16 protein-coding genes and 1 pseudogene are annotated in these 17,813 nt (G+C 34.5%); 4 read left to right on the forward strand and 13 right to left on the reverse strand.

The genetic code is table 11. The features are described from left to right. Window positions 1-10: 10 nt before the first annotated feature. The 11 genes and pseudogenes from IEV84_RS14085 to prfB form a co-directional block, all read right to left on the reverse strand. On the reverse strand, window positions 11-595 hold the full coding sequence (locus IEV84_RS14085) for a Maf-like protein (RefSeq protein WP_188495014.1): 585 nt from the start codon (window positions 593-595) through the stop codon (window positions 11-13). Further along, entirely contained in the window at window positions 582-1,514 is a 933-nt protein-coding gene (locus IEV84_RS14090; RefSeq protein WP_188495016.1) for a geranylgeranylglycerol-phosphate geranylgeranyltransferase, read from the reverse strand. The genes IEV84_RS14085 and IEV84_RS14090 overlap by 14 nt, the downstream gene beginning before the upstream one ends. A 97-nt stretch (window positions 1,515-1,611) precedes the next feature. Beyond that, window positions 1,612-2,139, reverse strand: coding sequence for a KdsC family phosphatase (locus IEV84_RS14095; protein WP_188495018.1), 528 nt, complete (start codon window positions 2,137-2,139; stop codon window positions 1,612-1,614). Continuing rightward, window positions 2,123-2,896 (reverse strand): Rossmann-like and DUF2520 domain-containing protein, encoded by a 774-nt coding sequence (locus IEV84_RS14100; protein ID WP_188495020.1) that lies wholly within the window; start codon window positions 2,894-2,896, stop codon window positions 2,123-2,125. Before IEV84_RS14100 ends, IEV84_RS14095 begins: the two co-directional genes overlap by 17 nt. 121 nt (window positions 2,897-3,017) lie before the next feature. After that, window positions 3,018-3,455, reverse strand: coding sequence for an Hsp20/alpha crystallin family protein (locus IEV84_RS14105; RefSeq protein WP_188495022.1), 438 nt, complete (start codon window positions 3,453-3,455; stop codon window positions 3,018-3,020). A 752-nt stretch (window positions 3,456-4,207) separates the two neighbouring features. Then, window positions 4,208-4,761: pseudogene (locus IEV84_RS14110) on the reverse strand (transposase). Window positions 4,762-4,891: 130 nt separating this feature from the next. After that, a complete protein-coding gene (locus IEV84_RS14115) occupies window positions 4,892-5,806 on the reverse strand; it encodes a hypothetical protein (RefSeq protein WP_188495024.1) in 915 nt (304 codons plus the stop codon). 150 nt (window positions 5,807-5,956) lie between these two features. Further along, a complete protein-coding gene (locus IEV84_RS14120) occupies window positions 5,957-7,315 on the reverse strand; it encodes a putative endonuclease domain-containing protein (RefSeq protein WP_188495027.1) in 1,359 nt (452 codons plus the stop codon). Between the two features lie 49 nt (window positions 7,316-7,364). Continuing rightward, window positions 7,365-7,676, reverse strand: a complete 312-nt coding sequence (locus tag IEV84_RS14125; RefSeq protein WP_188495029.1) for a hypothetical protein — start codon at window positions 7,674-7,676, stop codon at window positions 7,365-7,367. A 346-nt stretch (window positions 7,677-8,022) separates the two neighbouring features. Beyond that, window positions 8,023-8,592, reverse strand: a complete 570-nt coding sequence (locus tag IEV84_RS14130) for a pentapeptide repeat-containing protein (RefSeq protein ID WP_188495031.1) — start codon at window positions 8,590-8,592, stop codon at window positions 8,023-8,025. 396 nt (window positions 8,593-8,988) lie between these two features. Then, window positions 8,989-10,087, reverse strand: a protein-coding gene (gene prfB, locus IEV84_RS14135; protein WP_188495033.1) for a peptide chain release factor 2 whose coding sequence is annotated in 2 segments (ribosomal slippage) — window positions 8,989-10,023 and window positions 10,025-10,087 — 1,098 coding nt in all. Because the reading frame shifts where the segments join, the coding sequence is not laid out codon by codon here. Window positions 10,088-10,172: 85 nt separating this feature from the next. On the opposite strand from prfB, the gene IEV84_RS14140 reads away from it, so the two are divergent. Continuing rightward, on the forward strand, window positions 10,173-11,192 hold the full coding sequence (locus tag IEV84_RS14140) for a threonine aldolase family protein (RefSeq protein WP_188495035.1): 1,020 nt from the start codon (window positions 10,173-10,175) through the stop codon (window positions 11,190-11,192). A 117-nt stretch (window positions 11,193-11,309) separates the two neighbouring features. On the opposite strand, the gene IEV84_RS14145 is transcribed toward IEV84_RS14140, so the two are convergent. After that, entirely contained in the window at window positions 11,310-12,269 is a 960-nt protein-coding gene (locus tag IEV84_RS14145; protein ID WP_188495037.1) for a hypothetical protein, read from the reverse strand. A 4-nt stretch (window positions 12,270-12,273) separates the two neighbouring features. Next, the gene (locus IEV84_RS14150; protein WP_066329795.1) at window positions 12,274-12,594 is read right to left on the reverse strand and encodes a YbaB/EbfC family nucleoid-associated protein; all 321 of its coding nucleotides are present in this window, start codon (window positions 12,592-12,594) and stop codon (window positions 12,274-12,276) included. Window positions 12,595-12,736: 142 nt separating this feature from the next. On the opposite strand from IEV84_RS14150, the gene IEV84_RS14155 reads away from it, so the two are divergent. The 3 genes from IEV84_RS14155 to IEV84_RS14165 all read left to right on the forward strand — a co-directional run bounded on the left by IEV84_RS14155 (window position 12,737) and on the right by IEV84_RS14165 (window position 17,767). Then, the gene (locus tag IEV84_RS14155) at window positions 12,737-14,797 is read left to right on the forward strand and encodes a S9 family peptidase (protein ID WP_188495039.1); all 2,061 of its coding nucleotides are present in this window, start codon (window positions 12,737-12,739) and stop codon (window positions 14,795-14,797) included. A gap of 71 nt (window positions 14,798-14,868) precedes the next feature. Then, window positions 14,869-15,909: a cysteate synthase gene (gene capA / locus IEV84_RS14160; RefSeq protein WP_188495041.1), complete on the forward strand. Its 1,041-nt coding sequence runs from the start codon at window positions 14,869-14,871 to the stop codon at window positions 15,907-15,909. Between the two features lie 163 nt (window positions 15,910-16,072). Then, window positions 16,073-17,767 (forward strand): GH39 family glycosyl hydrolase, encoded by a 1,695-nt coding sequence (locus IEV84_RS14165; RefSeq protein WP_188495042.1) that lies wholly within the window; start codon window positions 16,073-16,075, stop codon window positions 17,765-17,767. Window positions 17,768-17,813: the final 46 nt, after the last annotated feature.

The following is a 17,813-nucleotide window of genomic DNA, read 5'->3' on the forward strand; positions in this document are numbered from 1 at the left end:
GTGTTTCGTTTTATGCTAAATTACTCAAATATTGATATACTTTGTCCACCGGAAGTCCAATAACATTAGCATAAGAACCTTCAATTTTGGAAACTCCCACAAAACCAATCCATTCTTGAATTCCGTAAGCGCCCGCTTTGTCAAAAGGTTTGTAGTTTTCGATATAATAAGCAATGGCTTCGTCACTTAATTCATTAAAAGTAACTTTGGTTATTTCGAATATAACTTCGGTTTTTGTGCTGGTTTTAAAACAAACCGAGGTAATGACTTCGTGAGTAGCATTCGATAAGGATTTTAAAATAGCAAAAGCATCCTCGCTGTCTTTGGGTTTTCCTAAAGCTTTTTCATTGTGCCAAACTAAGGTGTCGCTGGTAACAAGAATTTCGTTGTCCTGTAACTCGCCGTCAAAAGCAGCGGCTTTCAATTCGGCGAGGTAATTAGTGATTGCTTCCCGTTTTAATTCCGGAGGAAATATTTCTTCGATTTCTTTTAACCGAATTTCAAAATCCAAATCTAAATCCTTGAAAAATTGCTGTCTTCTGGGCGAACCAGAAGCTAAGATGATTTTGTAATCTTTTAATTTATTTCGAAGCATGGTATTGTATGTTTAGGGTAATGAATAAAATGGATAAAATTCCGAAAAATAAGATCCATTTCAGTACTTTACTTAGTTTTTGAAAGTCGATTTTTGATTGTGCTGACCACGTTTTGATACTAAAATAGAGTAGTGGTCCAGAAACAAACAGCAAACCATAGATGGTGGCTGCAATAAGATGATTGGCTATCAGGTAATTATTGATGTAAATAAACAGTAGTATTGTTGGAATAAAACTCAAGGCAAAAACTAGTTTGGTTGTTTTTGGTATGCCCAAAACAATAGCTAATGTTCGCATTCCCTGTTTGGAATCGCCTTCGAAATCCTCTAAATCTTTAACAATTTCGCGTAAAAAATTAATCATAAAGGCAAAAACGGCGTAGTCAATAAGTATAGCAAACATGCCTGCCATGACTTCTTGATTAGCGGTATCAGTAGCGGGGAAAATATCAAAAATCCCAATAATAATAACACTTAACGATAATAATAAAGCAACAACAATATTACCTATAAGTGGCATTTGTTTCAAACTGGTTGCATAAATATAAAGTGTTGCAGCAATCAAAACAAAAATAGCTGCAAAAGTAGGTCGCATAATCACATTGGATAAATAAAAGCCAATGGCAACTCCGCTAATATTTAATAAGGCATAAATGTTATAAGCCCGGTTTTCGGAAATGGTTTTGCCTACAATACACTTATCGGCTTTGTTTTCTTTGTCGGTTTCCTGATCAAAAATATCGTTAATTACATAACCCGCAGCTGCAATTAAAGCCGTACTTAAAACCAATAAACCGTATTGCCAATCGGCAAGAGCCAAATCGATTTTTTGTAATTTCAAAAAGCCGTACCTGAAAATAAGCTGCATCAAAGCCAGCATTAATAGGTTTTTGTATCGAATGAGATTTAGGAAGTTCATTTGTTGAGTTGGGAGTTAGGAGTTAGGAGTTGGAAGCTGGGAGCTGGGAGCTGGGAGTTGGAAGTCCCGATAGCTCCCAGCTTCCAACTCCCTGCTTTTAATCATATTTAGCATCAAAACTTTCCATCCATTTTCCCTGAACTTTCATCACTTGTTCAATCACATCACGAACAGCACCTTTTCCGCCATTTTTATGGGAAATGTACTTGGAAATGCCTTTAATTTCAGGGCAGGCATCCTGCGGACAAGCAGGTAATGCTACTAATTTCATCACCTGATAATCAGGGATATCGTCGCCCATGTATAAAATATGTTCCTGTTTGATTTGGTGAATATCAATGTATTCGTCAAAGGTTTCCACCTTGTCAGGCGTTCCTAAATGAATGTTGGTAATTCCCAGATTGCGTAAACGAACGCGTACTCCCTCGTTGCTTCCGCCCGAAATAATACATACATTATAGCCGCTGTCAACCGCTGCTTTCAACGCATAACCATCCCGAATATTCATGGTTCTCAACATTTCGCCATCGCTGTTTACAAATACGGAACCATCGGTAAGTACACCGTCAACATCAAAAATAAAAGTAGTGATGTCGTTCATTATTTCTTTATAACTTTTTGCCATTATCCTGAATCGATTGGGTTAGAATTTTATATATAGTGAGTTGTTTTTCATCGGTCAAAAAGGCTTCGTGCGCTGCAATGGTTTTCTGGTCGTTGCGAATAGCCGGCCCTGTTTGAGCTTCCTGAGGAGAAAGGGTATTTAATTTAGTTACCGTTTCCTGTATCAAAGGTTTTAAAATATCAAAAGGGATTTGGTTTTCCTGACAAATTTCGTTTCCAATGGAGTAGAGATGATTGGTGAAATTATTGACAAAAACGGCTGCGACATGAAGTGCTTTTCGTTGTTGGGAATTGATAGCATAGACTTTTTCCGAAATGCTTTTGGCAATTTTATCCAAAACCTGATAATCAGTTGGATTTTCGGTTTCCAAACAAATGGGAATTGTTGTAAAATCGACTGTTTTTCCTTTTGAGAAAGTTTGCAAGGGATAAAAAACGCCTTTTCGGTTATTGTCGTGTAAAACATTTAAAGCCATACTGCCCGAAGTGTGTACCACTAAACGGTTTTTAAACGGAAGTTGGTTTGAAACAGTTTCGACGGCATCGTCAGAAACGGCAATAATGTATAAATCAGCTTCCTGCAAATTAGAATATTCGGTAATAATTTGTTCCGGATGAAGTAATGCAGCCAGGGTTTCTTTTTTTCTGGAAAAAACCTGTGCCAACTCGATTTCACTGCCCGATTTTTTAAGGTTTTGAAATGTAGTGATAAGATGTTGGGCTACATTTCCGGAGCCGATAATGCTTATTTTAATCATAGCGGTAAAATTAAGAAAAAAACTCGTTTTTCAAATTTTTAAAAGACTAACACTGATGAAACGGATTTAGCAGCATAAAAAAATGAGTTAGTGTTTTTCTAACTCATTTTTCAAAATTGGATTACTTGATGTCAATAATTTTAGAAGCTTTGGGCTTGGCTTCCTCTTTTTTAGGAATGGTGATGGCTAAAATTCCGTTTTCGTATTTAGCCGAAATTTTTTCATCATTCACCACTTCAGGAAGTGTGAAAGATCTGCTGAAGGACTGGTAGCTGAATTCCTGTTTGGTAATTCGTTCTCCATCCTTAGTCTCGTTGCTTAGTTTTTTTTCTGAAGAAATAGTTAATAAATCATTATTCAGTTCAATTTTGAAATCTGATTTTTCAAAACCCGGAGCAGCAACTTCTACAAAAAAAGAATCTTTGTTTTCTTTGATATTCAAAGAAGGTAGCGTAGTGTTGGTTTTTGAAAAATTGTCTCTATTCCAACCTTCAAAATCATTATTAAAAAATTTGTCAAATAAACTAGGCCATTGGTTTTGATACTTAACAATTGTCATAATAAATACATTTTGAGTTAAACATTGCTTTTTCTTTTGAAATAACAAAGAAAATACCAATTGCAATAAACTGACAATAAGTTAGTTGTTGACTTTTGTAGGGGATTTTTGTTTCTGAAAATTTTAATAATTTTTAAGAAAGAAATGTCAATTTTTCAGTTTTTAATGTTAAACCACATTAGTTAGGCAGGCATTTGCCTGTGCCCGCTTTTTTGTTAAAACAGTAATGATGATAACAGGACAGTCCCAACAAAAAATAGAAACAACTGTATAAAAAAGACAATTCTGTTAGCGCGTTCAATCTTTGTACATGTTTCTTCTATTGATGAATACTTTGATTTGGCTTCTTTGTAATTTACAGAGCGAACAATGATTCTCGAAATTTTGCGTTTAAGTCTGAAATTCCATTCTTCTAATATTGCTAACACAAGTCCTGATCCGATTGAAATTAAACTTAGAATTAAAGCGACGGTAACTGCGCAACGAACGGAACATGATAACTCTAAATTTTGAACGGAATCACTCAGTATAAAACCTATTTCCGCCGTAGAAAGTAAAATAATAAGATTTCGCAAATAGCCTAAATGATTGACATGAATATTTAGCCAATTACTTACGTCGTAAATCTGCTTTGCAGCCTCTAATTTGTCGTCCTTATTTTCTTTTGTCCTTATTTTCTTGATTTTTTTAATTCGTTAAATTGCATATAACGGTCATAAGCTAGCGCAAGCGTCGCGCTTGTGCCCGCAATCTTAATTCATATCGATACTTAAAATAGTATGGTCATCATTGCCATAATTTCTGGCACTACTGTATTTCCAATCTATTGGATCTGTTACAAAACCTGTCACTACAGGATTTTGATGTATATAATTCAGTTTTTGTTCGAATACTTTTAAAGTAAAGACCAAATTTCAATGGGTTGGTTATGTTGTTGCCAAAATTGGTAATTAACATTGTTTGAGTTTTTTATTCCGGCTCGCGAAAACATCCATAACATCCATTCTTTTCTGCTTTCTTGCGGGTTGTCTTCTATCAGTTGGAGCATTTTTTTTGATGTAAAGCCCTTAAAATCCCGAATTAATCCTGATGGGTCGTTCAATGCCGAACGAAAAATTAGATGAATATGACTTGGCATTATACAATAGCCATAAAGTTCCATTCCTTTATTCTTTCTGCAAAAATCCAAGGATTCAATAATACTACTAAAATAAATGTCTCTGGTAAAAACATCGATCCAGTTTACAGTAGCGAATGAAATAAAATAAGCTCCTGATTTTTCACCAAACTTATATTTCCTGCTCATACTTTTTAATTAAGGTTATTTAAAAAAATAAAGGCTTTTTTATTGGATTTTCTTTGCGGGCACATGCGGGACGCTTGCGCTAGCTGGGGCAAAAAATAGGGTTAATATAGTTTTCATTTTTTTGTTTATTTTAGGTTTTTTCGATAAAAAGGATGTAGCTGGTTTCGTAAAAATATTCTTTTGTAGTATCATTTCTTTTGGCTGGTAATATTTTTTTGTCAAAAGATTGAATAATTCTGTCAATTTCATTCTTAATGATAGTATTTGGAGCAATTGAATTTACCTTAAATATTTTTCCATTAGTATCTATTGAAAATCTTGGATAAATCGAAATTTCTCCTTTTAATTTTTGTTTGGAAATTGCTTCTAAGGATATATGTTTCAAAATGTATTTATTCAATTCGTTATAGAAACAGCTATTACGTTTGCTGTAATCTAAATTTTGACATTCATTAAGAGATGGAGTGACATCATAAACTGCATTTGTACTTGCTTTTATTATTGTTTTTTTGTTTTCCCTACAAAATAATTGAACACTAATTATTGCAGATTTGTTTTCGGTATCAATATTAAGTTTTTCTAAAGGAAATGTCTTGAATACATTTTTTATTTGTTTATTAAAATCAGCATTACCTGTTTGAATTTTTATATTTTGAGCTTTATTGTCTTTACCTATCTCAAAAGTTAGTCTAATTGTGTAATCATAGTTGTCTAATTTATAGGGATTTAATTTGAAAAGAAATGAAGATGTAATTTTATGATAATCAATCTTTTTTAAATCTTGAGTGCTTAAATTTTGTTTTAAAAAAAGTGAAAGCTCATTATTCTCATCAGGGTTTGCTGTGGCTTGAAATGAATTTTTCTCCAACTCAGATACTAATTTATATTCTGCTTCAGTGTAGTATCGATTTTGACGTTCTCTATTTATTGCCTCATTCGAATATTCTGAAACTCTTTCCTGTAAATCAGTTTTATTATTAATCTGGGAAAAACTAATTATTGAGTGAAGCAGAATTATTAATAAAGCTAGTTTTTTTATAGTCATGTTCTGTTATTGTTGGTTTAAAAAAAGTGATAATTGGAATGGGCACGGATTACAAATCCGCGCTATCGGGGTTTAGTACTTAACTTTGCAAGTATGTACCAAACTGAAAATCCTCACGGATTTTCAGAAGTAAGCGAGAAGAAGCAATTATTAATAGCCATTGTTGTACCTCGTTTTTATTAATTCAACACTTTTTATTAAATCTTCATCATATTTTACTTCTATTAATTCGCAACCATTTTTTCTGCATTTTTGCTTTTTAATTTTATCTCTCTCAACTGTTTTCAAATAGCCCTCTTTTCCTCCGAAATATGTTACCGGTTCATAGTGTTGTTTTCCGTTATATTCTATTGCTACGTTTAATTCCTTAATAAATATATCAATTCTTTGTCTTCCTAACCAGTCTGGACTGTATTGTGTGACGACTTTATATTTAGGAAAAGCATCTTTAATTAAATTATAAAGTAGGCTTTCATTGTATAAACTACCAACAATATTGAATCCTTTTTGAGTCCTAATTTTATTTTCAATAGATCTTAAATTACTTTTTAGCCTCTTATAATATTCACGAATTAACTTTTCCGATATATTTACAGAACTTAATCTACTTCGAACAAGGTTTGACACATTACCAATAATACCATCGATTTCCCATCTTTCCAAAATTTTTATACCTAAAATATCTAGTTTAAAGTCGGGGTAGATATTTTCTGTTTTTAACGAATCTTCAAGAAAATTTAATTCGAAAAAATCTCTAACTTCTTCATTATTTAATGAATTTATGAAATCCAAAAAATCTTGCGTTTCGATAATTTCATTCGTACTTTCAGATACTTGGAATTTAAATGAAGGATTTGAAATGTAAGGAATTGAAAGAGGTATAGTGTTATTATTTAGTAGATAATTTTGGATGTCATTCTTATTAATGTCCAATCCGTCTGTGATTGATATAAGGCTTAATTGAAATGGGTTAAGCAATTTCAAGGTTTGAAAAGCATTTAAAATATCACATGGTTGGGCTTTCGACCTAACTAGAAATTGAATTCTCTCCAAAATGCTAAACCACTCGTTGCCCGAAAATGTTTTAACATATAGTTTGTCAAACTCTAGGATATCTTCATCTGATTTTAAAAATTCAAACAACTTAAGGGTATAAAAGCTGTAATTTACTGATGAATTTTTATTTGATATTTTAATGTTCTTTCCATTAGGAATAATTAAAATATCAACCCATCTACGTCCATTTAAATTTTCTCTAACTCCTGAACAGGCATAGCAATTTGAATCGCTAATTAGATAATTGTTTCCTTGAAAATTAATCAGGTTAAAGACTTCATTTGACTCATCAGTAAATTCAATTGGGTGATTTATTAAGTCTAAATCTTTAAGTTCAAGTTTTTTGCCGTCCTTGGTATGATACTCCGAATATAAATTCATCTCGAAATGAATTGACTTTAAATCAATATTTAAGTAGTTTTCATAACATTTATTTATTAATTCAGAGGTCATTCGAAATGAGGTATAACGTGTGTTGACGGTTCGGTTTTCTCCATATAATTCATATCAAACCTTTAATGATAAAAAAACTAAAAAGACCTGTTAATCCAATTCCAACAAGTAAAAGAATTAAGGTAATAAAGTTGTGTTCTATTATTTGCCAACTTAATATACCACCTTGCTCAAAAGAGTTTCTAGTTTTCCAAGCAATCCAATGAGATAATCCAATAAGTATCATCCCAAATCCAAATCCGAAAAGATGTTTTCGCTCAATAAATTCAATATTAATAGTTGCGGAACCAACACAAGCGATAATACCGAGTATAAAAACTGCTTTCCACCAAGTGTCAATTTTAAAAAGATTGAAATTCATTAGTTTGTGTTTTTAAAAATTAATTCGCATTGTCCAATCATTGTAGCTCCTGTTTTGTTAACTTTCTGCGAACACAAATGTTCATTTTCAGATTGATTTCTTCTGCGTAATTTTGGCACAACTGCCCTATAACTTGTTTATATGTATGACAAAATCATACAAAGCCACCTGGTTTTGTGTAGATATGTATGATAGCAGTCGTACTTTATTTTTTGCTAATATATAAAAATATCCTACAAAATGATTTATTCCTTAATCATATCCTTTAAGGTTTCGAGCTGGATTTCCAGTTTTCAACTTTGTCAGTGTTTAAGAATCTGGCAGGATAGTATAGATGAAAATAAATTTATTCAACAACAATCCCATACTTGTATAGCAAACCTTTTACACCTTCAAGGGCGAATTGTGCTTTTTTGAGTTTGGTTTTTGTGGGGTCGATAGTGTAGTTGTAACTTGTTCTGAAATCGACTTTAGAGGCGTTAGCTTTTTCAAATTCGGCGCGGTACAAATCGCAGTTGGTAAATTGTGCTGCTGTTAAGTCAGTCGCCATAAAGTCAACGGCAATCAGGCTGCAATTAGTAAAAGTGATGCCTTTGAGTTTTAAGGCATAGAATTTAGAGAAATCCAATATGCAGTTTTCAAAGTGAATTTCGAAGATGAGTTTGTCACTCATGGCAAAATTGACTTCTTTGATTTGGCAATCCTTAAAAAATACGGTTCTAAAAGCGGTGTGGTTGATTTTGGAATCGTTAAAGATGCAGTTGTTAAACCGACAGTCAATAAAGGTAACGCCTATTAAATTGCAATCGGAAAAATTACAGTTATTGAAAGTACAGGATTCAAATTCTTTGAGGTTGAGCGCTTCCTGTCCGTAGTGGAGGTTGTGGTAGTGCTGGTCAAAGAAATACTCGGTCATTGTTCTAATTTTAGATTATAGACTTTAGATTTCAGAATACAGCGATTAAAAATTTAAATTCTGCATTCTGAAATCGTATTCTATCATTTTCTTTTTTGCTTGATCAAAAAAGAAACAAAAAAATCAAGTCTTGCGCTTCCTCGTCGGTCAAATTAGTTTTCGAATGCTAAAAGAAAAGAACTCGCTACGCTCAGACAGCTTTTCTTTTTACGCATTCTTCAAACATTTGACACTCGACTGCGGCAGCTAAGGACATCTGAATCTCGTAAACAATAATATTTTAGTTACCATTTTTAAATCTAAATTCTAAAATTTGCAATCTAAAATCTTAGTTCTGCCTTCTGCTACTGCCTTCTGCTCTCTGGTCACTAAATACTGACCACTGCAATCTGAGTTCTATTCTTCTTCCTTTTGTCCCATCATCATCAGATAGGCTTTCAGGAATTCGTCGATTTCACCATTCATTACGCCGTCAACGTTACTGGTTTCACAGCCTGTACGAACGTCTTTTACCAGTTTATAAGGCTGCATCACGTAATTTCGAATTTGCGAACCCCATTCGATTTTCATTTTTCCGGCTTCAATATCGGCGCGTTGTGCCTGTTTCTTTTTCAATTCGATTTCATACAACTGCGAGCGAAGCATTTGCATGGCACGCTGTCTGTTGTCCTGCTGCGAACGTGTTTCTGAACACTGAATCTGGATTCCGGTAGGTTTGTGATACAATTGCACTTTAGTCTCTACCTTGTTTACGTTTTGCCCTCCGGCACCACTGGAGCGCGAAGTGGTAATCTCGATATCGGCAGGGTTAATGTCAATTTCGATACTATCATCCACCAACGGATAAACGTAAACTGAAGCAAATGAGGTATGTCTTTTAGCATTACTGTCAAACGGGGAAATACGCACCAAACGGTGTACGCCATTTTCGCCTTTGAGGTAACCAAAAGAATAATCGCCTTCAAATTCTAAGGTTACGGTTTTAATTCCCGCCACATCGCCTTCCTGATAATTAAGCTCTTTGATTTTGAAACCGTATTTTTCACCCCACATCATGTACATACGCATCAGCATCGAAGCCCAATCGCAACTTTCGGTTCCACCGGCGCCGGCTGTAATTTGCAAAACAGCGCTTAAAGTGTCTCCTTCATCCGAAAGCATGTTTTTAAATTCAATGCTTTCAATATGATTTTCGGTCAATTGGTATTGTTCGTCGAGTTCTTCTGTGGAGAGTTCGCCTTCTTTGTAAAATTCGTAGGCTAACTGTAATTCTTCGGTTAAAGCAACGGCTTTATCGTAGTCTTCAATCCACTTTTTTTTGTTTCGAAGATTCTTTACAATAAGTTCGGCTTCCTTAGCGTTGTTCCAAAAATCCGGAGCAAAGGTTTTTTCTTCTTCGTTAGCAATTTCGATTAGTTTGGCATCAACGTCAAAGATACCTCCTCAACGCACCAAGGCGTTCTACAATACCTTTAATTTGTTCGGTAGTTGTCATAAATTATGTAATTTTGTTGCGCAAAAATAGTAAAAAAAATCACATAGGGATTTCAGAGGCTGTATCTCTATAATAAAATATAAAAATGCAAATAAATTTAGTTAGTGATACGGTAACGAAACCGTCCTACGAAATGTTACAATATATGTTTAACGCCGATGTAGGTGATGATGTCTATAAACAAGACCCTACGGTTACTGAACTGGAAGAAAGAGTGGCGGCCATTTTTGGAATGGAAGCCGGTTTGTTTTTCCCTTCGGGGACTATGGCTAATCAGGTGGCTGTAAAATTGCATACCCAACCCGGGGAACAATTAATAGCCGATAAAAATTCGCATATTTTTCATTATGAAGCAGGTGGAGTAGCTTTTAACAGTGGTGTTTCCTGCTGTTTGCTGGAAGGAAATCGAGGGATGATTACCGCTGAACAGGTTGCCGGAGCAATCAATAATCCGGATTTTTTCCACAGTCCGTTAACGAGTTTGGTTTGTTTGGAAAATACAACCAATATTGGCGGTGGTGCCTGTTATGAAATGGAAGAATTGCAGAAAATAAAAGCGGTTTGTGATACCAACAATTTAAAATTACACCTTGATGGTGCCCGAATTTGGAATGCTTTGGTTGCCAAAAGACAAAACCCAAAAGATTTCGGAAAAATTTTCGATACCATTTCGGTTTGTTTTTCAAAAGGATTAGGAGCGCCGGTTGGTTCGGTTTTATTGGGTGATAAAAAGACCATTCAGCGTGCTTTGCGAATCAGGAAAGTATTGGGAGGTGCCATGCGTCAATCGGGTTATTTGGCTGCCGGAGCTATTTATGCTTTGGAAAACAATATCAAATTATTAACCGAAGATCATAGAAGGGCTAAAGAATTAGCTAATGTTTTGAAGAAAAAAAGCTGGGTAGCTTCAGTAGAAGCTGTCGAAACGAATATTTTAGTTTTTTCTTTAGTTCCGGAATACAAAGAGGAAGTTTTGATAGAACAACTCAAACAGAAGAATATTTCGATTAGTACTATTGGAAATCGAAAGTTGCGTATCGTGACCCATTTAGATTATCGCGAAGTGATGCACACTTATGTGATTGAGACTTTGGCGAAGATGTAAAGTTGGTTAATTACATCTGACAGGCTTTTAAAAGTTGTCAGATGAATTCTGATGTGATTTAAATTATTGACCAGTAATAAAAAAAGCATGAATTTATATTAATTCATGCTTTTTTTATTATTCTATTATTATCGTGTTTGTATTGAAACTATTGGTGCTGGTAAGAGGGATAAAATCTGAAGTTTGAGTTAAGATGTTGTATTTTAAAACCCCTAATTGGTTGTCATTATTATAGGATAAATTGATGTATTGGTTGTTTGTTTTGTCAATAAATCCTTTGCCATAATAATTCGCAGTTTTATAACTTTCATTTAGAGATAAATCTGTATAGGTATTGTTTGTAGTGTTAATACTTATCGGATTAAATAGATATGATGCGTTTATTTTTAATCCGTAAGCAATAGTGTTTGAATAGGCTATTGTGTGTATTAAAGGTATTTTGGTATCATTTAAAGGTATCGCGGTTGCAGTATTTGCATCAGGATTAATTTCAAAAAGATGATCGGTATAGCTGGCACAATAAAGTTTAGTTCCGATAGTAAAAGAAGAATAAATCTTTTTTTGCGAAAAGGAAATATCATTGTAGCTTACTTCATGTGTTGTCGGGTTTATGGTAACAAAATAATTGATATTGTTAGTTTCACTATAAGGATCAGAAGCTATGATACCGTAAAGTAATTTTTTTGATTCATTCCATTCAAGAACATATAGCATTGGTTCAAAACCGGTTATTTTTTCCGGATAAGAAAGTGTTACAGAGGACGTAGTTTTTGAGTTTTTGTCAAAAATATAAAGTTTGTCTAAAGGAGATTTGTGTTCGATAGTAAAAATACTAGTACTATTTGAGCAGATGGTATTTAGATTGATTGGAGTAGCAGTTAATCCATTGAATTTAGTAGAGAAAGTTATTTTTCCTGATTTATTACCAATAGTGTAAATTTCTCCATTGTCATTTACAGTTGTATAACTAAAATCATCAGTTATAATTTCTGTTTCTGTTGAGCTGTTATTGCTGCATGAGATAAATAAACATGCAGCAATTATGCTTAAGCTTAGAATTGATTTTTTTAATTTCATCAAATTACTTAAAAAGATTATCCATTCCCGGAATCATCGGCATATCCATTTTTGCCACGGCATCCAGTTCGGCTTCGTTTACTTTAGTTGCTTTTTCAATGGCTTTGTTAAGCACTAAAATCATGTAATCTTCCAATTGTTCTTTGTCCTCTAATAATTCATCCGCAATAGTGATGGATTTTATTTTTCTGTTGGCAGTAATAGTTACTTTTAATAAACCATCCGTACTTTGTTCGTCAACAAGAACAGTATCTAAGCGTTTTTTAGTTGCTTCAATTTTATTTTGGGTTTCTTTCAATTTACCCATCATTCCCATTAAATCCATTTTTTTATTTTTTAAAAATTTAACTACAAAAGTATTATTTTTACACAGATTACAATGTTAAAATTGATGAAAAACGTTTTTGAACAAGAGCTTGTTTCAACTATTTTTGTGCGAGCTTTACATAAATGTGAAGAATTACCAGATGATAGAAAAATTACAACCGCCTGTTGCTAAAAAGATAGCTACCAAATTTGAAAAGTTTGGTGATGTACGAATCGATAATTATTTCTGGTTGAAAGATCGCGAAAATCCGGAGGTTATAGATTATCTCAACAAAGAAAATGAGTATTACCAACAGATGACGGCTCATACGCAGGATTTTCAAACAGAATTGTATGAGGAGATGAAAGCAAGAATTAAGGAAGATGATGAGTCGGTTCCTTATTTATACAATGGTTATTACTACATCACCCGATTTGAAACTGCCAAAAATTACCCTATTTATTCCCGAAAAAAAGGAAGTCTTACGGCAAAAGAAGAAATTCTTTTCGATTGTAATGTATTGGCCGAAGGACAGGCTTATTTCAAACTGGGCGGAATGAGTATCAGCCCGGATAATAAACTGGCTATTTTTAGTACAGACATTGTTGGAAGGAGAATTTATACCATTCAGGTTAAGAATTTGGAAACCGGTGAAATTCTGGAAGATAAAATTGAAAAAGTTACGGGTTCGGCGGTTTGGGCTAATGATAATAAGACAATTTTCTATTCGAAACAGGATGAGCAAACCTTGCGTTCAGATAAGATTTTCAAGCACAAACTTGGAACCAAACAGGAAGAGGATGTGCTGGTTTATTTTGAAAAAGACGATACTTTTAATGTTGATATTTCCAAATCGAAATCCAGAAAATACCTGGCAATCGAATCAGGAAGTACATTAACAACCGAATACCGTATTTTAAATGCCGATAATCCGGATGGGAAATTCAAGATTTTTCAAAAGCGAAAAAGAGGAGTAGAGTACAGTATCAACCATTACAAAGACAGTTTTTATATTCTGACCAATAAAGATGATGCTGAGAATTTTAAATTGATGAAAACCCATGAAGATGCGACATCAGTAGAAAATTGGGTTGAAATTATTGGGCATCGAGAAGATGTTTTATTGGAAGATATTGAAATTTTTGCCAATTATTTGGTTGTTGAAGAGCGTGAAGGAGGATTGAATAAAATTCGAATCATGACCTGGGACGGAAAAGAAGAATATTATTTGCCTTTTGGCAGCGAAACTTACACTGCTTATACGTCAACTAATGTTGATTTTGAAACCGAAATTCTGCGTTACTGCTATCAATCGATGGCAACGCCTTCGTCGGTGATTGATTTCAATATGCGTACCAAAGAGAAAGAAATCAAGAAGGAGCAGGAGGTCTTGGGAGGCAAATTCGATAAGAATAACTATACCGAAGAGCGTATTTGGGCAACAGCTCAGGACGGGACGAAGATTCCTATTTCGATGGTTTACAGAAAAGAGCTCAATAAAGACGGAAAAAATCCGTTATTACTTTATGCTTATGGCTCTTACGGTCATTCGATGGATGCTTATTTTTCGTCAACGCGTTTGTCATTGTTAGACAGAGGATTTATCTATGCTATTGCGCACATTCGAGGTGGAGAAGATTTAGGAAGGCATTGGTATGAAGACGGAAAGTTGCTTCATAAGAAAAATACTTTCACTGATTTTATTGATTGTTCTAAATATGTAATTGAGCAAAAATATACTTCCGCAGCACATTTGTATGCCGAAGGCGGTTCGGCAGGAGGATTGTTGATGGGAGTGATTATCAACGAAGCGCCGGAGTTGTACAATGGAGTAATTGCTCAGGTTCCTTTTGTAGATGTGATGACTACAATGCTGGACGATACGATACCATTGACTACGGGTGAGTATGACGAATGGGGAAATCCAAATGTTAAAAAATACTATCAATATATGAGATCGTATTCTCCTTATGATAATGTAAAAAAACAAAAATACCCCAATATGTATGTTTCAACGGGCTTGCATGATTCGCAGGTACAGTATTGGGAACCAGCTAAATGGGTAGCTAAGTTAAGAGAATACAAAACAGATGAGAATGTTTTGTATTTGGATACCAACATGGATGCAGGTCACGGAGGAGCTTCGGGAAGGTTTGAAGCGTTAAAAGAATTAGCTAAAGAATTTAGTTTTTTACTAGATTTGGAAAAAATTAAAATCTAATTAGTTTTTTTTTGTTAAATTTGCTGCGTATCCAGGTTAAATAAAACTTAATCTTGATTAACTATTTTTTTATGAAAGAAGAAATAAATGCTTATAATAATGTTTTAGAACTGATAGGAAATACACCTCTTATCAAGATAAACAAAGTCACCGAAAATTTAGAAGGTAATTTCTATGCTAAGGTAGAAGCTTTTAATCCGGGACATTCCTCAAAAGATAGGATTGCTTTATACATTATTGAAGAAGCAGAAAAAAAAGGGATATTATCTCCTGGAGACACCATAATCGAAACTACATCCGGGAATACCGGTTTTAGTTTAGCCATGGTGAGCATCATAAAAGGATATAATTGCATATTAGCGGTAAGCTCTAAATCATCAAGAGATAAAATAGATATGCTTCGTAGTTTAGGAGCAAAGGTTTATGTTTGTCCCGCACACGTTTCGGCTGATGATGAGCGTTCTTACTACAGTGTTGCTAAGCGATTACACGAAGAAACAAAAGGTTCCGTTTATATCAATCAGTATTTTAACGAATTGAATATTGATGCCCATTACAATAGTACAGGGCCGGAAATTTGGAAACAAACCAACGGTAAAATTACACACTTGGTTGCCTGCAGCGGAACAGGAGGAACAATTTCAGGAACAGCTAAATTCTTAAAAGAACAAAACCCAAATATTAAAGTTCTTGGAGTAGATGCTTTTGGTTCGGTATTGAAAAAATACCACGAAACCAGAGAATTCGATACAGAAGAAATATATCCTTACCGAATTGAAGGTTTGGGTAAAAATTTAATCCCATCAGCAACAGATTTTGATGTTATCGATAAATTCATGAAGGTAACAGATGAAGAAAGTGCGCATTCAGCAAGAGAAATCACCAGAAAAGAAGGTTTGTTTGTAGGTTATACTTCAGGAGCAGTTTTGCAAGCAATAAAACAATATGCCGAAGAAGGAGAATTTGATGCAAACAGTAATGTAATTGCTATTTTCCCTGATCACGGTTCTCGTTACATGAGTAAAGTTTTCAGCGATGACTGGATGAATGAGCAAGGTTTCTTTGATAGTATTAACGAAGAAGAAGTACAAAAAATTGAAATGATAAAATAGATTTTCTATTTAAACTATATAAAACTCCGGAGCAATCCGGAGTTTTTTTTTTGTCCTTTTCTAAAGGAAATAAATTTTGTAATGGATTAATATCCAAATGGTTTTATGATTTTAAATAAAAAGTACTATTTTAGTTTTCTATTCTACCAAAACCAATTTAACTATGCTAAAAATCTCCAATTACCTTTTGCTGGCTGTATGTGCTTTTTCGTTCTTGTCCAGTAATGCTCAGGCTGTACAAGAAAACAAAGCTTTAATAACAGTTGATCTAAAAAAAGCAATAGCACCGATGAAACCCGTTTGGGCTTGGTTTGGCTATGACGAGCCCAATTACACCTATATGAAAGACGGTAAAAAGCTACTTTCTGAAATTGCTGATTTGAGTCCGGTTCCTGTTTATGTTCGGACGCATAGTTTGCTTGTTAGTGGTGATGGTGTGGCAGCTTTGAAATGGGGTTCTACTAATGCTTATACCGAAGATGCTAATGGAAATCCGGTGTATAATTGGAAAATTGTAGACAGTATTTTTGATACTTATGTAAAAAGAGGAATGAAGCCTTTGGCACAAATAGGGTTTATGCCCGAAGCTTTATCTACTCATCCGAGTCCGTACAGACATTATTGGAAGCCCGGAGACCCTTATACCGATATTATTACCGGTTGGGCTTATCCGCCAAAGGATTATGATAAATGGAGAAATCTTGTTTACGAATGGGTGAAACATTCTGTTGAGCGTTATGGAAAGAAAGAAGTAGAGAGTTGGTATTGGGAAGTGTGGAACGAGGCTAACGGGCATTATTGGAAAGGAACTCAGGAAGAGTTTTTTAAATTGTATGATTATGCAGCTGATGGGGTTAAAAGAGCATTGCCAACAGCAAAAATAGGTGGTTTGAATATTGCGGGAACTTCCGGAAAAGGAGCTACAGAATGGATGAATAATTTTATCAAACATTGTATTTCAGGAACTAATTATGCCACGGGAAAAGTGGGTTCGCCATTAGAAGCGATTCTTTTTCATGCTAAAGGTCGTCCCAGATTAGTGGATGGAACAGTTATTATGGATATGGCTCCACAGTTGAGAGATATTCAGGCAGGTTTTAATATTACAATGTCTTATCCTGAGACTAAGGATTTACCGGTTATTATTGGAGAGTCGGATCCTGAAGGTTGTGCTGCCTGCGGTATGGCTACAAATCCTGAAAATGCCTATCGAAACGGAACCATGTATTCGAGTTATACCGCTGCTTCTTTTGCACGTAAATATTTATTAGCTGATAAAACCAAAGCTAATTTTTTAGGAGCTGTTTCCTGGTCTTTCGAATTTGAAAACCAACCCTGGTTTTATGGTTTCAGGGATTTGGCAACAAACGGAGTGGATAAACCGGTTTTGAATGTGTTCAGAATGTTTGGGATGATGAAAGGACAACGAATTGAAGCTATGAGTAACCGAATGTATCCTTTGGAAACGGTACTTACTAAGAGTATCCGTGACAATCAATCAGATATAGGGGCATTAGCCAGTGCTGATGCTACATCTACGGCTGTGATGGTTTGGAATTACCATGATAAAGATGAAAAAGGTTCGGCCGAAACGGTTGAGGTGACTCTGAATAACATTCCTGCCAGAAAAGCTACTTTAAACGTTTATCTTATCGACAGAGAAAATAGTAATTCCTACGAGGTTTGGAAAAAAATGGGTTCACCACAAAATCCAACTTCGGAACAAATTGCTGTTTTGGAAAAGTCAGGAAAATTGAAATGTGTGACTACCAAAAAAGTGGAAATTCGTTCGGGAAAAATGAATGTGCCTTTGCAATTAATGCGACAAGCCGTGGCATTAGTTAAATTGGATTGGTAAATAAAAAAAGAGAAATGGAGCTTATTGCTATTTTATGTATGAGTAG

The organism is Flavobacterium palustre (assembly GCF_014639535.1).
GTDB lineage: Bacteria > Bacteroidota > Bacteroidia > Flavobacteriales > Flavobacteriaceae > Flavobacterium > Flavobacterium palustre.

Coding starts and splice junctions, on each gene's coding strand:
- IEV84_RS14085 (WP_188495014.1), bottom strand. CDS start 595: ATGCTTCGAAATAAATTAAAAGATTACAAAATCATCTTAGCTTCTGGT.
- IEV84_RS14090 (WP_188495016.1), bottom strand. CDS start 1,514: ATGAACTTCCTAAATCTCATTCGATACAAAAACCTATTAATGCTGGCT.
- IEV84_RS14095 (WP_188495018.1), bottom strand. CDS start 2,139: ATGGCAAAAAGTTATAAAGAAATAATGAACGACATCACTACTTTTATT.
- IEV84_RS14100 (WP_188495020.1), bottom strand. CDS start 2,896: ATGATTAAAATAAGCATTATCGGCTCCGGAAATGTAGCCCAACATCTT.
- IEV84_RS14105 (WP_188495022.1), bottom strand. CDS start 3,455: ATGACAATTGTTAAGTATCAAAACCAATGGCCTAGTTTATTTGACAAA.
- IEV84_RS14115 (WP_188495024.1), bottom strand. CDS start 5,806: ATGACTATAAAAAAACTAGCTTTATTAATAATTCTGCTTCACTCAATA.
- IEV84_RS14120 (WP_188495027.1), bottom strand. CDS start 7,315: ATGACCTCTGAATTAATAAATAAATGTTATGAAAACTACTTAAATATT.
- IEV84_RS14125 (WP_188495029.1), bottom strand. CDS start 7,676: ATGAATTTCAATCTTTTTAAAATTGACACTTGGTGGAAAGCAGTTTTT.
- IEV84_RS14130 (WP_188495031.1), bottom strand. CDS start 8,592: ATGACCGAGTATTTCTTTGACCAGCACTACCACAACCTCCACTACGGA.
- IEV84_RS14140 (WP_188495035.1), top strand. CDS start 10,173: ATGCAAATAAATTTAGTTAGTGATACGGTAACGAAACCGTCCTACGAA.
- IEV84_RS14145 (WP_188495037.1), bottom strand. CDS start 12,269: ATGAAATTAAAAAAATCAATTCTAAGCTTAAGCATAATTGCTGCATGT.
- IEV84_RS14150 (WP_066329795.1), bottom strand. CDS start 12,594: ATGGATTTAATGGGAATGATGGGTAAATTGAAAGAAACCCAAAATAAA.
- IEV84_RS14155 (WP_188495039.1), top strand. CDS start 12,737: ATGATAGAAAAATTACAACCGCCTGTTGCTAAAAAGATAGCTACCAAA.
- capA (WP_188495041.1), top strand. CDS start 14,869: ATGAAAGAAGAAATAAATGCTTATAATAATGTTTTAGAACTGATAGGA.
- IEV84_RS14165 (WP_188495042.1), top strand. CDS start 16,073: ATGCTAAAAATCTCCAATTACCTTTTGCTGGCTGTATGTGCTTTTTCG.